The sequence below is a fragment of the Edaphobacter bradus genome, from assembly GCF_025685645.1.
Lineage (GTDB): Bacteria > Acidobacteriota > Terriglobia > Terriglobales > Acidobacteriaceae > Edaphobacter > Edaphobacter bradus.
In genome coordinates, this window is the sequence record NZ_JAGSYF010000002.1 from 1 (window position 1) to 14,552 (window position 14,552).

Genomic DNA, 14,552 nt, shown 5'->3' on the forward strand with positions numbered 1-14,552 from the left:
TCATTGAAGGCGGTCTGCGTGCTGGTCTGAATGGTGAGTGTGATCGGCGTTGCCGCGCTGCCCGCCGCGATCGTTGCCGGCGAGAAGGTCGCGGTTGCTCCGCTGGGCAGACCGCTTGCGCTCAACGTCAACGCATCGGGGAAGGTTGCTGCGCCGGTGGGGGAGAAGGTAAGGGTGAAGGTCGCTGCTGCCCCCGGGGCCACGGTCGCAGTCCCAGAGCTGGAACCTGTCCCCGAGCCAGAGGAGAGCGTAAAGCTTGGGGTCACAGTGAAGCTGGGGGTCGCAGTCGCCGGGCCAAAGTTTCCGCTGGCGACCTGGCTGGCACTTAGAACTACCGTACCCGCGCCTGTCAGTGTCACGGTTGAACCCGAGACCGTCGCCGGACCCGAGACCACCGAGTAGGTGAAGGCTCCGGTGGAGTTGGAGGAGGCGGTGACCGTGAACGGTGCATCGCCATAGGTGTGGTTGGGAACCGTAAAGCTGATTGTCGGGGTAGCCAATGCGACCGTAAAGGTCGCGCTCTTCGTGCCAGAAGCAAAGTTCGCGTCCGCTGCCTCCGAGGCCTGCAGCACTACCGTTCCTGCGCCCGTCAGAGTGACCGTCGAACCCGAGACCGTTGCCGGACCCGAGACTACCGAGTAGGTGAAGGCTCCGGTGGAGCTGGAGGTGGCGCTCACTGTGAAGGAAGTGTCGCCATAAGTGTGGTTGGGAACGGTGAAAGCGATCGTCGGGGTGCCCGTTGCGACCGTGAAGGTCGCGTTCTTCGTGCTAGCAGCGAAGTTGGCGTCCGCGGCCTCGGAGGCCAGCAGTACTACGGTTCCTGTGCCTGTCAGTGTCACGGTTGAACCCGCGACCGTTGCCGGGCCCGAGACCACCGAGTAGGTGAAGGCCCCGGTGGAGTTGGAGGTGGCGCTGACCGTGAAGGGAGCGTCGCCGTAGGTGTGGTTGGGAACGGTGAAAGCGATCGTCGGGGTGCCCGTTGCGACCGTGAAGGTCGCGTTCTTCGTGCCAGCAGCGAAGTTGGCGTCTGCTGCCTCGGAGGCTTGGAGCACTACGGTTCCCGCGCCTGTCAGTGTCACGGTTGAACCCGCGACCGTTGCCGGGCCCGAGACCACCGAGTAGGTGAAGGCTCCGGTGGAGTTGGAGGTGGCGCTCACCGTGAAGGGAGCGTCACCGTAGGTGTGGTTAGGAACGGTGAAAGTGATCGTCGGAGTGCCCGCTGCGACCGTGAAGGTCGCGCTCTGCGTGCCAGCAGCATAGTTCGCGTCGGCTGCTTCGGAGGCCTGCAGCACCACCGTTCCTGTGCCTGTCAGCGTCACGGTTGAACCCGCGATCGTTGCCGGGCCCGAGACGACCGAGTAGGTGAAGGCTCCCGTGGAGTTGGAGGTGGCGCTCACCGTGAACGGAGCGTCGCCGTAGGTGTGGTTAGGAACGGTGAAGCTAATCGTCACGGCTTGTGCGATGACGGTCAGGCTGAAGTTCGCCGTCGCCGTCGCGCTGTTCGCATCCGTCACCGTCACGGTATACGTCGCTGCTGCGCTTGCTACCGTGGGTGTGCCCGTAATTGCTCCTGTGCTCGAACTAAAGCTCAGTCCGGCGGGCAGTGCAGGCGACACACTGTAGGTAAGGGTTCCCGTACCGCCGGAAGCAGTCACCGGGGTGAACGGCGTCGCCGCATGGTTCACCGTCAACGTTGTCGAGGCAATGGCCTGCGTCGCGGTCAGCGCCTGTGTCGCCGTTCCGCTCAGCGGGATGATCTGCGTGGCATAGCCGGGAGCCGCTGCGTTCAGGTGGTCGTCTGTGATCACCAGCGAACCTCTGACGGAGCCGGCCGCAGTTGGCGTAAAGCTGATCAGGTTCGTACAGGATGCGCCAGGGGCCAGCGTCGCCGCGCTCGAACTCGACGAGAGCTGAGGGCAGGTGGAGCTGTTTCCGAACGTGAATCCGGCTGCAATGCTGGGGTTAAGGCCCGTTGCGGGTACCGGGAACGTGAGCGCTGCGTTGCCGATGTTGGTGAGCGTCACCGTCTGGGAGCTGTCGCTGCTGGTCTGCCCCACAGCCGTCGTTGCAAAGCTCAGGCTCGGAGCATCCGCGTAATCCAACTTCAGCACGCGGTTGTCGTTGCGATCCACGCTGTAGACGTTGCCGCTGCCGTCCACAGCTACACTAAAGGTACCATTCAGTCCGGTCGCGATCGTGCTCTGGGTGTAACTGCCGCCGGAGAGCGTCTCCTTCAGAACACTGCTGTAGCCGTCCGCGATGTAGACGTTGCCACTGCCGTCCACAGCTACACCACGGGAACCGGTCAGTCCGCTCGCGATTGTGCTCTGGGTGTAACTGCCGCCGGAGAGCGTCTCCTTCAGCACACGGCCGCCGCCTGTAAACTCCACGATGTAGACACTGCCGCTGCCGTCCACAGCTACAGCTATAGGCCCGCTCAGTCCAGTCCCGATCGTGCTCTGGGTGTAGGTGCCGCCGGAGAGGGTCTCCTTCAGAACACGGTTGGTGTAGTAATCCGCGATGTAGACGTTGCCGTTGCCGTCCACAGCTATCTTAAAGGGACCATTCAGTCCAGTCCCGATCGTGCTCTCGGTGTAGCTGCCTCCGGCAGAGAGTGTCTCCTTCAGAACACGGTTGTTATAGGTATCCGCGATGTAGAGGTTGCCGCTTCCGTCAACAGCTACACCAAAGGGATTGACCAGTACACTTGTCGGGACCACACTTTGGCTGTAGGTACCGCCGGAGAGCGTCTCCTTCAGTACCTGGTTGTTGCCGCTATCCACGATGTAGACATTGCCGCTGCCGTCCAATACTGCATCTGCGAGATGGCTCAGTCCGCTCACGATCGCGCTCTGCGTAGCCGGCGTAAAGCTGACCTGCGGTCCCGATCCGGTTCCGTAGACATAGCCCGTCTCAATGACGTTGCCCGAGCCGTCGTAGAGGACCACTGCGCCGTAACGGGGGCCGGTGAGCGTGGGATTGAAGGTCACGTCGACCGTGCAGGTATTGCCGGCGTTGTAGGTGGTTCCCGAGACGCAGGCCGAGGCAGGCTGGCTGGTGGCAGCCTGGAAGTCCAAGCCGGCAGCTCCCATGGTCAGTACCGCGTAAGGCGAAGCTCCCAGCGTACCGCTGGCGGTGAAGGTAAAGCTCAGGCTCTGGCTGGCGCTGGTGCTGCCCACCGCAACCGTATTGAAGTTGACTCCGCCGGGCTGCAGCATCACCACGCGGTTGTTGCCGGAATCCGCGATATAGACGTTGCCGCTGCCGTCAACAGCTATACCAAAGGGAGCATTCAGTCCACTCCCGATCGTACTCTGGGTGTAACTGCCGCCGGAGAGCGTCTCCTTCAGCACACGGCTGTTGTGGGTATCCGCGATGTAGACGTTGCCGCTGCCGTCAACAGCTACACCACCGGGATTGTTCAGTCCACTCCCGATCGTGCTCTCGGTGTAGCTGCCGCCGGAGAGCGTCTCCTTCAACACCCGGTTGTTTAAGGTATCCGCGATGTAGACGTTGCCGCTGCCGTCAACAGTTACACCATTGGGACGGTTGAGTACACTCCCGATCGTGCTCTGGGTGTAGCTGCCGCCGGAGAGCGTCTCCTTCACCACCCGGTTGTTGGCGGTATCCGCGATGTAGACGTTGCCGCTGCCGTCAACAGCTACACCACCGGGACCGTTCAGCCCACTCCCGATCGTGCTCTCGGTGTAGCTGCCGCCGGAGAGCGTCTCCTTCAACACCCGGTTGTTAGCGGAATCCGCGATGTAGACGTTGCCGCTGCCGTCAACAACTACACCCCAGGTATAGCTCAGTCCACTCCCGATCGTGCTCTGGGTGTAGCTGCCGCCGGAGAGCGTCTCCTTCAGCACCCGGTGGTTATAGGTATCCGCGATGTAGATGTTGCCGCTGCCGTCCACAGCTACATCACCGGGACTGTTCAGTCCACTTGTCGAGACCGTACTTTGTGTGTAGGTGAAGTTCGCCGTCTGCGCGAATCCGCTTACGGCGCTGAGGCACAGAGTCGCCACGGCCAACAACGCGCAGCGAATAAGCTTCTTTCTGCGTGGGGCCTCTTTGATGTACCGATCCTCCAGCGCAGCCGCCTGGCTGTCGCTGGGAACCACTCGGGAAGCTACTCTGGGCGAGACATGGGAAGTGCCAAAGGCAGCGGAAAACAACATTACTGTAGATCTCCTGAAAAGATGCATTGAAGCGGTTGAGTAAATCACTGTACGAAAGCGAACAAGAGTGGCTATCCGGCCATCTGCTGGCCGCAACGGGTGCCCTTACCCCCAAGGGGAAAAAGTGGATGAGATTAGATGAGATTAACTGAGAGGAATCCAGAGACGAAGAGGTGTCCTCCCCAGGCCGAAGACAAACCGACGAAGCACGACAGACATGCAAAACTTTCTCTTCGACAGCCTGCAGAGGAACCGAGCTGTCCAGAGATTACAGAACAAACCGGAATATCCTTACACTGTGAAGTATTTGAATCTTGAGAAGTAAGAGCGTTTTTAGGCTACAAAACGGCGTCACATCGTGTCATCACCCAAAAGTTGCAACTAATTGCAAAATAGGGGGGTTATCGGATCTCGTTGCTGGGTGGGGCGGTTATGACTACGGTTTTGGCGTTCAGGAATTCGCGCATTCCGGCGGCGGAGAGTTCGCGGCCGTAGCCTGAGTGTTCGATTCCTCCGAAGGGGAGGCGGGGGTCGCTGGCTACCATGGGTAGTCATCTGGGCGCGGACACTCCCCAAGAGATGATTTCGCCTAACGGCCAAACGGCGCGAGATGTTTCCCTGAGTGTCGGCAAAAGTGAACTATCGCGTACTTCGAGCCTCTAGTGCCGGATCGAACCATTGAATGGCGCAATCCTCAGTACCGGGCCTATTACCGGCTAACCGGAAACTCGGTCTACTGAGGTGTGTCGCTTCACGATTGCCGAGAATGTGGACAGGTTATAGTTGTTACTCGATGTTCTTGGACAACGACATCTCGACCACGAAGAACAACCAGAAAGACCATCTCGGGCTGCGAATCAGCGCCGTTATTATCCCTGATCTGTACGGATTGAAATCAAAGATTCTCACTATTTCCTCGATGATTTCTGACTTTGATTTTGTGCCAACGTCAAACAACTCGATCTTGTGATCTCCGCTCTTGTGCATTCGGCAAAACATGTTGAGCCGCGCATCATGGCCGTACTCCCTGAGATCACCGGCAAATTCGTAATACTTCGAGGGGCGGAAGGGGCTCTTCTCAGAGGCGGTCAAATTCGGATGTGAAACCTACTCTCCGGGGAATTCGGAGGTCGAGTTTATCGATCATCACGTACCCCGGGGAAAAAGTATGGGGTACTAGAGTTGCAGGCTATTAGACAGAGCCTGCAACTCAAGACGGCTTCGCAACGCGGGGTCACGTAGTGGCAGCGGGCGGGGGTGCTGGACGGCATATTGTGGGCGCTCTGCGAAGACCTGTTGGCCCGAGGCGAACTCGGGCTGGAAGAGGCCTTCATCGACGTCTCCTTCGCGGGGGCCAAAAGGGGCGATCGCATTGGTCCAACACGCTGTGGCAAAGGGAGCAAGATCATGGCAATCGCGGACGGCCATGGTCTTCCTATCGCCGTGCGGGTTACAAGCGCTTCACCGAATGAGTCCACGCTGGTCGAAGACACACTCAGTCAACGCCACGTCGGTGGATTGCCGAAACGGTTGATTGCAGACCGTGCCTACGATAGCGATCGGCTGGATGAACGGCTGCGCCAGGAGCACAGCATCGAATTGCTTGTGCCCAATCGCCGCAGGCGAAAGCGAACTCAGGTTGGACAGCCACTGCGCCGCTACCGCCGGCGTTGGAAAGCCGAGCGGCTGTTTTGCCTGGCTGAAGAACTACTGCCGTATCTGCAGCCGCTGGGGACGCCATGCGGACAACTTTCTCGGAATGGTTCAACTCGGATGCAGGTTGATTCTCTTGAGACATCTATGAGACTACTTCTAGTCCTTTTCTGCGTTTCTTGCGCAAGGCAACCGCGACGATATCAGCAACGCGAGGCTACAAAGTGACGACAGTACGACGGAAAAAGCGAGAGCCATGAAGACGGAGTGCCTTAGGGTTATCGAGCCTAACGCTGCACCAGCAAACATCGCCACCACCGCTGCAATTCGCCGCTGCAAACGGGGATTGGTTCCGCGCGCCAGGGACGAATCCGCAGCAAGGCCCGTAATGGTCAACGTCAGCACTGTCGTTGTCAGGTCTGGAACGGCTAACTTACGTACGGCGGCATTTCTCATCCCCATCGCTATGGCTGTGAAAGCGATCATCGCGTAAAGCCGTAGGAAATGCGGAGATGAAACGACACTATAGCCAAGTGCGGCCAGAGTTGCCCCGACTAAGAAAACAATCTCCAATGCAAAAACCGAACTCGCGGCACGAAGCTGCGCCACTGCGCTTGCGCCAGCCATGATGCGACCGCCAACCGCGGCGCCTGCAAGAAACCCCAAGAGAGCAGTGATTGAACCGGCCAGGGACACCTGAGGTACACCCGTACTCGCAAATGCAAGAAGAACGATGTTTCCAGTCATGTTTGCTGTGAATACATGCCCGAGAGAAAGGAAGCTCACTGCATCGACAAGACCGGTAACGGCGGTCATCCCAAGCAGCGCATATGGGAGGATTGAGTCCGCAGTCAGCGCTTTCCACATAAATCAAGACCTCTGCTCGTCAGACTAAAACTTGTAGCCGGTCCACAAAGCCCAGTAGTTGAGGTTGCGCCCAGGTTGCGTCTCCTTCAGGAAACTGCCCGCATAAAAGATTCCGTAGTCACCCTGAAACCATAGGTGACGAGTCTTCTGCCAGCGAATCTGCGTGCCCGGCCTATGTCCGACATAACGCGCCTCGCTTGCATTGCCGGCACGGATCAGGCTTCCCGGTACGTTGTAGATGCCATCGTCAAGACTCTCTCGCCACTGCACGATCCAATCAAAAGAGGCAGCGACGTTGTGAGGCAGTGCTATCTCGACGTGAGGATGAACATCTATAAAGTTGATTGGGCCTGGTCCGGTCGTAGCCAAGACGCCGAAGTAGTCTCCCTTTGGGAAGAGAGGATTGAACGTGCCCAGAGTACTCGTGGCTGGATGATCGCCGCTTGAGATGTCGGCCTTCACGCTAAGACGCGGCTTCAATGGCCTACTTGTAAATCGATAGCCGGTTTCTGTAGCAACCGTCCACGCTCGAATATTTCCCGAACCAAACGTGCCGAACTGCCACAGAGCTTCATTGTCAAAGTCCCAACCGGGCCGCTCGGTCGCAATGGGACGCGAGAGCCGTCCGCCGATGGAGTGACGTACTTCCTGAGCGGTGCCCCGTTGAAATGTGGCTTGCTTTCTATCCAACCCCAGGTAGTACAGTTCTACTGACGTTTTCGGCGCGGGTCGCGAAGCATAAACGCCCCAGAAACCTACCTGGTGGTTTGGCTGATCGTCAAAAACACCAAATTTGTCCAGGCGTGGACGCATGGCGAATCCGTCCACCAGCCATTCATTGATTTTGCTTTTGACCAGGAAACCAGCAAAACTCAGGCGGACATTCGGTCCCTCGCGAACGTCGATAAGCCGTCCGGATCCGTACTCGAGTTCCTGTATTCCGGCCCTCACCTCGACCGAGTTCTGACCTTCTGCAGTTCCAACCTGCAGGAAGGCGGCTTGAAAGTCGAGTTTCTTTTCGTCGATCGGACGCGGGCCACCATTCCGGAAGGAATTGATACCGCTCTTAAAGTCGACAAACGTGCGAACGTGCTTTCCGTAATGGATATCGAAACCCAGCATGTACCTTTCATTCAGGTACCCATTCCAGTAAGGAGCCTGTCCCCAGTAATCGTTGCCGATCTGCTCCCATACTTCCCTGGCTTCTCCGCTGATCGTCATGAACCAATCACTGCTATCGCCTCGAAGCCGGATAAATTTGAGCGGGTCCCAGAAATCCTGACGGTTGGCGGGATTAGCCAGAAAGCTCCAGTCTTCGTCCTCACGCAATAACTTGATGCTCCTGTCAGGCGAGTCCGGGATGGCAGAAGATACGGACTGTGCCCCTACAGGAGTTCGTGTTACGAGCAACACAACTGCCGCCAGCATGGGAAAAAATCGCATCAAGGTGTTTGCTTAACTATCATTTCGGTTTTTCCGTGATCGAGTGGATCTCAGCAATGTATCCGCCTGGGAATTGGACAACGGCAGAGGTTCGCTCGGCTGTGTAGGGAGCAACAAGAATCTCGACCCCGGCAGCCTTGGCCTTCGTTAGCGTATCGGTTAGGTTCGGCACCTCATACCCCGTGATTTCCCGCCCGTAAGGATAAGGTAGATGGCCGTCCGTCACGAACACGACTAGCTTCCCGAAACCCGATTCGATCCGAATGCGCCGATAGGTTTCGCCCGGCTTCCCGATCTCAATGCCGGGAGCATGTCCATCATCAGAGACAACCCTGCCATGACTGAACGCAACATAGCTCGCTACGAATGCAGCTGCACGATCTGGGGAGACATAGGCACGGTTTTCCGGAATGGTTTGAAGCGCTTTATAAGAGGGCGCGGTTGTGTGCCAGTAAAGCTGCGTGTTCACGCCGCCGGGCCATTGGATAATAGCGTCTCTTCCTATGGGATCATTGAAGGGAGTGACGAGAACATCGGCACCGGCCATCCGGGCTGCGTTGATGGCCGCGTCCATGTCCGCCACCAGATAGCCGGTGCGCTCCGCTCCAAACGGATACGGTACCGGTGTTTTAAAGCCGAAGACCGAAATGCTGCCCACGGGAGTCAACACGAGTTGTGACATGGTACTGCTTGGAGTTGGCGTCACGGTGAAGACGCCCTGTTTGGATGTGGTCCCGCCGAAGGTTGCTACAAGGCTGGCGACGAAGCGGTCGAAGTCCTCGGGCGCGACGTAGACGTGGGTCGTATCATATTGCGGCTCCACGGTCACGTTGGGCGTAACCGTAGCAGCATCGACGACTGCCAGGGCGGTGCTCCGCATCGGGAACAGACGAGCAATTCCCGTACTCAGAAAGATCGCGATGGCAATCACGCCAAAGGATTTAGTGATACGCATTGAGTCTCCTTTCTCGAGGGGTCAGCATCACACGATGTTGGCGCGCAGCTCATTTGGCACGATGAGAACTCTCTTCAGTCCGCGTGAGGCTGAACTGATACTACAGATTGCACATTTGCTCGCTGATCCCAATGCTTACCCACGAGACAAACGGATGCAGCATGTGTCACGCTGACTTTTTTCGTAAGAATCCAACCGCCGAGCTGTTCTCCGAGCACCATTCCCAGGAGGCCGAGCAGAGCGACGATTGGCGGGGCCGGACTCTTTACGCGAATCAGTCCGTACAAAATGCCGACAAACAAACCTACTGCAAATGAAATGAGCAGTACCTTCATCAGTTGCTCTCCCTTCCAGTTCTTCAGGCCATTCTTTCGTCCGGTTGTGTTTTAGAACGCGAAACAGTCACAGCCGAGACTCCAAAGCCCGGATTTTCCGAATACACGAACGTGCCCATTTGGGCCCTTCTCCGCGTGACTCAGCTCTGAGTGCTGGCAAAAGGCGGAATGAGAGGCTCCAGCCAGTGATTTTGAAGCCTTGGTATAGCCGCCATAATGCGCGACAGGCGACCAGTCAGGACTGACAGGAAGCTCGGGAGGAGCAAGGCTTGCGTGCTCTTCAGTGGCGTACACAACCCTGCCACCGACGATGGTCAGCACCGATTCAAGATCTTTAATTTCTCCCTCCGGGATCGAGAAATAATCGGCAGAGAGAACGGCCAGATCAGCGAGCTGCCCAGGAACAAGCGCTCCCTTCTTACCATCCTCCGTGGAGAACCAACTGCTTCCCATGGTGTAAAGCTTCAGCGCTTCCGCCCGATCGAGCCGATTTTCTTCCGGATACAGACCAAGACCGCCTATGGTCTTGCCAGTTATAAGCCAATACAGAGAAAGGTAAGGGTTGTAGCTTGAGACGCGGGTTGCATCGGTCCCTGCTCCCACGGGAACACCCATCTCCAACATCCGCCGTATCGGCGGTGTGCGCTTCGCTTGCTGCGCCCCATATCGCTCGACAAAGTACTCACCTTGGAATGCCATGCGGTTCTGCACCGCGATGCCGCCGCCCAGCGCTTTCACACGTTCGATATTGCGATCAGTAATCGTCTCGCAGTGATCGAAGAACCAGTGCAGGCCGTCAAACGGAATCTCTCGATTCACTTCTTCATAGACGTTCAAAGCTCGCTCGATCGTCTCGTTGTATGTCGCATGCAAGCGAAATGGCCAGCGATTCTCTACCAGATGTCTAATGACGGCATTCAGCTCGCTTTCCATCACGGGAACCATGTCCGGCCGCGGGACAAGAAAGTCTTCGAAGTCCGCAGCGGAAAAAACTAGCATTTCCCCTGCGCCATTGACGCGATAGAAATCATCGCCGTCCCCGGGCTTTGTCATTTTGGTCCAGCTCTGGAAGTCGGCCAGTTCCTGTTTCGGTTTCTGCGTGAAGAGGTTGTAAGCAAGCCGGACGGAAAGTTCTCCATTTCGGTGCAGTTCGTTCACAACGGCGTAGTCGTCGGGATAGTTCTGAAAGCCGCCGCCCGCATCGATCACACTGGTAATTCCAAAGCGGTTTAGCTCACGGAAAAAGAGCCTTGAAGAGTTGAGTTGGTCCTCGCGCGACAGTTTCGGACCCTTCGCGAGGGTGGAGTAGAGAATATTTGCGTTCGGCTTCGCGATGAGAAGACCTGTGGGGTTCCCGTGACGGTCGCGTTGAACTTCACCGGCCGGAAAGTCTGGGGCATTCTTGTCATAGCCCACAGCACGAAGCGCCGCTCCGTTCAACAGCGCTCTGTCGTACAAATGCATCACGAAGACCGGTGTGTCCGGCGCTACTGCGTTGATCTCATCGAGCGTTGGCATGCGGCGTTCAGCGAATTGAAACTCCGTCCAACCGCCGATAACTCGGACCCACTGCGGAGCGGGCGTCCGCTCCGCTTGATCTTTCAGCATGCGCAGAGCATCGGAGAGCGAAGGTACACCATCCCAGCGCAGCTCCATGTTGTAATTGAGGCCGCCGCGGATCGGATGCATGTGGGAATCGTTGAGGCCTGGAATGATGGTTCGGCCCTTTGCATCAATCACTTTGGTCGCAGGGCCACGCAGCCGTAAGATATCTTGCTCGTTGCCCGTGGCGATGATCTTTCCGTCTGTAATCGCGAGAGCTTCAACAAATGAAGGCGTGGAATTCGTCTCGATCTTTGCATTGTGCAAGATAGTATCCGTTGCCATAAGATTTTCCTCACAGGACTGTGGTGCCAGAAGGCAAGAAGACCCTTGCCCTCTGCTCGTTCCTACTTGTGCGCCCCAGCGAGCGCGGCGGGAATTACGTATTCGGGGAATTTCGTGGCGGGAGCGCCGTGTACCATCGTGTACACGTACTCGACTCCGATCCCATAAGCCCCGTAATGGTTCTTCACAATGTCCATCACGGCGTCGTAAGTTTCCTTGTGAGCCCAGTCGCGCTGCCACTCCAGCATTGTTGAGAGTGACGTCACGGGTTTCGCTCCCGCCTGGATTACTCGCTTCATAGCGTTGTCATGAGCGAGTTGACTCACGTCACCGCAGCAATCTTCCACCACGTAGACTTCGTAGCCGTCGTGGATCGCCTGCACTGTGGGAAGCGCCACGCAGGTCTCGGTCCACAGCCCAGCCAGCACGATCTTTTTGCGCCCTGTCTCTTCAATGGCCGCTACGAAGTTCTTGTCGTCCCAGGAGTTCATCGATGAACGCTCTATAGGCTCCCGGCCCGGGAATACAGCTCGGAGCTGAGGCCACATGTTGCCGCTGAACGCCTTTGTTTCAACTGTCGACAGTACGACCGGGACATCAAACACTCTGGCAGCTTTTGCAAGAGCCACTGTGTTGTTTATGATCCCCTGACGGTCAAAGTTACTGGTCCCAAATAGCATTTGTGGCTGATGATCGATGAGCGTCACAACGCAATTGTCAGGAGTCAGCAACCCCTTCTCACTTCGTTTTGCCGGACCGCTGTTCTGAACCATGACTTTTCTCTCCTCTTAGAGGTGAATGGATTATGTAAGACGTTTCCGCCTTCAACACATCCGAAAGGTGGCTACGCCGCTGCTAAACGTGTTGTCGTGTTCAAGAAATTTCGCTTTCTTCGATGTAAGATCAAAATCACTTTGTACTACGAAGGGGACACCAGGAACCAAATGGATACCTGGTCACCAAAATTGAAGTGAGCGCTAAACGTATTGTCAGCATGTGTCCGATCGAGGAACTGCTCGTCCTGATTGGCGGCCGCTGGAAACCAGTCATTCTCTGGTGGCTTATGGGCACCGAAAAGCCGCTCCGGTTCAAAATCCTCCGGCAAAGCATGCCTCGAATCTCGCAGAAGGTATTGACGCAGCAGTTGCGAGAACTTGAGCGGGACGGACTTGTGAAAAGAGAGATGTTCTCCGAAATGCCTGTGCGTGTTGAATACTCGCTGACCGCGTTCGGACGAAAGCTCCGGCCTGTTCTGCAGGAGCTCGATTCCTGGGCTCGGAAGTATCTGCTTTAGGCAAAAACGAAGGCAAGCAGATTCCCCAGGGGATGTCGCTGCCTCTCCGGCGTCACTCAGAGCGACGCGTGCCCTCCCCTGTCCCTCTGCCCAGATGTTTCCACCTGTGCCGCGTTTGCCAAGCTCCAACGCTCGATCAACGATTCCCAATTGCGAGTAGATCTCCAGCGTGCGCGCCTGCACTCCCAGCGCTCGGGTTTCAATCGATGGCGCAGCATGTCTGTCAATGATGAGGGTGCGTATACTGCGTCGAACAAGTTGATTAGCAAGCATCAGTCCGGTTGGGCCGGCCCCGACGACAAGAACATCGGTGTCCATTTAAGCCTCCAATGCAACCGGATCCATCCAGGTCATTTTCAGCTTGATCCGATATCTGCGGTCCCATGCTTGAAATCCGGGAAACCGCTAAGGAGCTCCTAATCGCGCACAGGCTACCACGGACGGATGCCGACTTGCAAAACGAGATCAGTGTTTCCAGACCACATGGCCGTATAGTCCGCATTTCGGACAAGTGACCCTCGGCGATCATCTGTTAAGAACAGGATTTCTGACAAGATCAATTCGTAACTAATGCGAAACTGCCTTCGGTTCTGCGGTTTATGGGCTTCGCCAAGGATTAGGTACTGATATGTCGGCTTCTGTTTACCAAATTGATAGTGGTCACACCCCGCATCATGGTACCTATTGAAACCGAATCAATGGCGCAGGATTGCAGGGAGGTATCCCTTGTTGCAGTCCAACCTCAAATTGGTAGAGAAAACGAACCGTAAGAGATATCTAAACCCTGAAAAGTTCGAAAATCGTCCACTAGGGCCGACCATTCTTCAAACTGAGCCCTTTTGAAGATCATCTCGATGCCATGGCGACATTCAGGTGGAGTGGCTTACTTAAGTATCTCTCTTTGCTGTTGCACGAGATCGACCGTTAGCGGCAGGTAATCGCCCTCTTGGCTGATCGCCTCCTGGCCTTCGCGGCTGAGGATGTAGGACAGAAACTCGCTCACCTTAGGATCGATTGGCTTCCCTGGAGCCCTGTTGATGTAGATGGGGATGTCGCGGAGGAGTGGATAGGTGCGGTTGACGACGTTTTCGCGGGTCGGCGCAATGTAAGGTGCGCCTTCGCGGGTGGCGATGGGAATGGGCCTAACGTCGGATGTGAGATATCTGATGCCGGAGTAAGCGAGGCCGTACTTATCAGCGGCGAGCGCAATGAGGCTTCGTCGGCCAGCAGGGGTGATGGTCTTGCCCGTGCTGTCGTAGATGTTGTCGAACTGGTGAATGCCACAGTTCCAACTGGAGCTTCCGCCCATCGTGGCGGCAGAGAAGAAGACGCCGAAGCCGCTATCGCTGGCATAGCCGTAGAGGTGAATAGGCTTGTCCGCCCAATCCCCGGCGAGGCCGAGGTCTCCCCATTTCTGAATGTTGATTGGGGCGCCGAGCTTACGTTCTGTGCCGAAGATGGCGTCGAGCTGCGGCAGGGTGAGCCCCTTGAGCGGGTTGTCCTTGTTGACGAAAACGACCATGGGAAAGGTCTTCCCTTCGACATCGTAGGCACCGGTTGCGGCGACGAAGCGAGTTGGGGCGTAGCCGAAGGTTTTGGAGAAACCGAGGCTTTCGACTGGCCAGATGTCGCGGCCCATATAGGCAAGGTCAGCATGGCCGGCATAAAGTCCACCAATGGCGGCGGCGGTGCTGTAGAGATGGTCTTCGAACCGAATGTCGGGCTGATATTTGTGGAAGCCATCTTCCCAGCGCTTCGCTAGAGCCACCATGCCGTCATTGCCCCAGACAACGAGGGTTCCGCTGACTTTCACGTGAGGCGTGTATTGCGGAAAGGAGGTGAGATCCTGTGCGGAGGCTGCGGCCGCGGCCAGCACCACGAAGATGGAGAGTAGAGACGTCAGCTTCATAAGTCTTCCCTTTCGTGCAACTCATATT

Annotated in this window: 12 protein-coding genes and 1 pseudogene; 2 read left to right on the forward strand and 11 right to left on the reverse strand. The window is 56.8% G+C overall.

From position 1 onward, the window contains the following. The 3 genes from OHL16_RS06210 to OHL16_RS06220 form a co-directional block, all read right to left on the reverse strand. Positions 1-4,181, reverse strand: a 4,181-nt coding sequence (locus OHL16_RS06210; RefSeq protein ID WP_263366246.1) for a choice-of-anchor D domain-containing protein, incomplete at its 3' end; no start/stop codon positions are given. A gap of 401 nt (positions 4,182-4,582) precedes the next feature. Further along, the gene (locus OHL16_RS06215; RefSeq protein ID WP_263366247.1) at positions 4,583-4,726 is read right to left on the reverse strand and encodes an aldehyde dehydrogenase family protein; all 144 of its coding nucleotides are present in this window, start codon (positions 4,724-4,726) and stop codon (positions 4,583-4,585) included. 631 nt (positions 4,727-5,357) lie between these two features. After that, positions 5,358-5,609 carry a hypothetical protein gene (locus OHL16_RS06220; RefSeq protein ID WP_263366248.1) on the reverse strand — a complete coding sequence of 84 codons (252 nt, stop codon included), beginning with the start codon at positions 5,607-5,609 and terminating at the stop codon, positions 5,358-5,360. On the opposite strand from OHL16_RS06220, the gene OHL16_RS20225 reads away from it, so the two are divergent. After that, a complete protein-coding gene (locus OHL16_RS20225; RefSeq protein ID WP_396127181.1) occupies positions 5,589-6,062 on the forward strand; it encodes a transposase in 474 nt (157 codons plus the stop codon). The two genes, OHL16_RS06220 and OHL16_RS20225, sit on opposite strands and share 21 nt — an antisense overlap. On the opposite strand, the gene OHL16_RS06225 is transcribed toward OHL16_RS20225, so the two are convergent. The 6 genes from OHL16_RS06225 to OHL16_RS06250 form a co-directional block, all read right to left on the reverse strand. Continuing rightward, positions 5,994-6,701: a YoaK family protein gene (locus tag OHL16_RS06225; protein WP_263366249.1), complete on the reverse strand. Its 708-nt coding sequence runs from the start codon at positions 6,699-6,701 to the stop codon at positions 5,994-5,996. The genes OHL16_RS20225 and OHL16_RS06225 overlap by 69 nt on opposite strands. A gap of 24 nt (positions 6,702-6,725) precedes the next feature. Then, a complete protein-coding gene (locus OHL16_RS06230) occupies positions 6,726-8,144 on the reverse strand; it encodes an alginate export family protein (protein ID WP_263366250.1) in 1,419 nt (472 codons plus the stop codon). Between the two features lie 19 nt (positions 8,145-8,163). Next, entirely contained in the window at positions 8,164-9,099 is a 936-nt protein-coding gene (locus OHL16_RS06235) for a VOC family protein (protein ID WP_263366251.1), read from the reverse strand. Between the two features lie 74 nt (positions 9,100-9,173). Next, positions 9,174-9,434 carry a DUF1427 family protein gene (locus OHL16_RS06240; protein WP_263366252.1) on the reverse strand — a complete coding sequence of 87 codons (261 nt, stop codon included), beginning with the start codon at positions 9,432-9,434 and terminating at the stop codon, positions 9,174-9,176. A 51-nt stretch (positions 9,435-9,485) separates the two neighbouring features. Then, complete coding sequence (locus tag OHL16_RS06245; protein WP_263366253.1) at positions 9,486-11,321, reverse strand: amidohydrolase; 1,836 nt, start codon at positions 11,319-11,321, stop codon at positions 9,486-9,488. Between the two features lie 62 nt (positions 11,322-11,383). Continuing rightward, the gene (locus OHL16_RS06250; protein ID WP_263366254.1) at positions 11,384-12,094 is read right to left on the reverse strand and encodes a hydrolase; all 711 of its coding nucleotides are present in this window, start codon (positions 12,092-12,094) and stop codon (positions 11,384-11,386) included. 290 nt (positions 12,095-12,384) lie between these two features. On the opposite strand from OHL16_RS06250, the gene OHL16_RS20230 reads away from it, so the two are divergent. Next, entirely contained in the window at positions 12,385-12,615 is a 231-nt protein-coding gene (locus tag OHL16_RS20230; RefSeq protein ID WP_396127182.1) for a winged helix-turn-helix transcriptional regulator, read from the forward strand. Between the two features lie 57 nt (positions 12,616-12,672). On the opposite strand, the pseudogene OHL16_RS20235 reads toward OHL16_RS20230, so the two are convergent. Together OHL16_RS20235 and OHL16_RS06260 are read right to left on the reverse strand one after the other, a co-directional pair. Beyond that, positions 12,673-12,933, reverse strand: a pseudogene (locus OHL16_RS20235) (FAD-dependent monooxygenase); the annotation flags it as partial. A 565-nt stretch (positions 12,934-13,498) separates the two neighbouring features. Continuing rightward, positions 13,499-14,524 (reverse strand): PstS family phosphate ABC transporter substrate-binding protein, encoded by a 1,026-nt coding sequence (locus OHL16_RS06260; protein WP_263366256.1) that lies wholly within the window; start codon positions 14,522-14,524, stop codon positions 13,499-13,501. Between the last annotated feature and the right edge of the window lie 28 nt (positions 14,525-14,552).

Bases quoted from the DNA above. Each gene is read 5' to 3' on its own strand.
- OHL16_RS06215 (WP_263366247.1), bottom strand. From the start codon at position 4,726: ATGGTAGCCAGCGACCCCCGCCTCCCCTTCGGAGGAATCGAACACTCA.
- OHL16_RS20225 (WP_396127181.1), top strand. From the start codon at position 5,589: ATGGCAATCGCGGACGGCCATGGTCTTCCTATCGCCGTGCGGGTTACA.
- OHL16_RS06220 (WP_263366248.1), bottom strand. From the start codon at position 5,609: ATGGCCGTCCGCGATTGCCATGATCTTGCTCCCTTTGCCACAGCGTGT.
- OHL16_RS06225 (WP_263366249.1), bottom strand. From the start codon at position 6,701: ATGTGGAAAGCGCTGACTGCGGACTCAATCCTCCCATATGCGCTGCTT.
- OHL16_RS06230 (WP_263366250.1), bottom strand. From the start codon at position 8,144: ATGCGATTTTTTCCCATGCTGGCGGCAGTTGTGTTGCTCGTAACACGA.
- OHL16_RS06235 (WP_263366251.1), bottom strand. From the start codon at position 9,099: ATGCGTATCACTAAATCCTTTGGCGTGATTGCCATCGCGATCTTTCTG.
- OHL16_RS06240 (WP_263366252.1), bottom strand. From the start codon at position 9,434: ATGAAGGTACTGCTCATTTCATTTGCAGTAGGTTTGTTTGTCGGCATT.
- OHL16_RS06245 (WP_263366253.1), bottom strand. From the start codon at position 11,321: ATGGCAACGGATACTATCTTGCACAATGCAAAGATCGAGACGAATTCC.
- OHL16_RS06250 (WP_263366254.1), bottom strand. From the start codon at position 12,094: ATGGTTCAGAACAGCGGTCCGGCAAAACGAAGTGAGAAGGGGTTGCTG.
- OHL16_RS20230 (WP_396127182.1), top strand. From the start codon at position 12,385: ATGGGCACCGAAAAGCCGCTCCGGTTCAAAATCCTCCGGCAAAGCATG.
- OHL16_RS06260 (WP_263366256.1), bottom strand. From the start codon at position 14,524: ATGAAGCTGACGTCTCTACTCTCCATCTTCGTGGTGCTGGCCGCGGCC.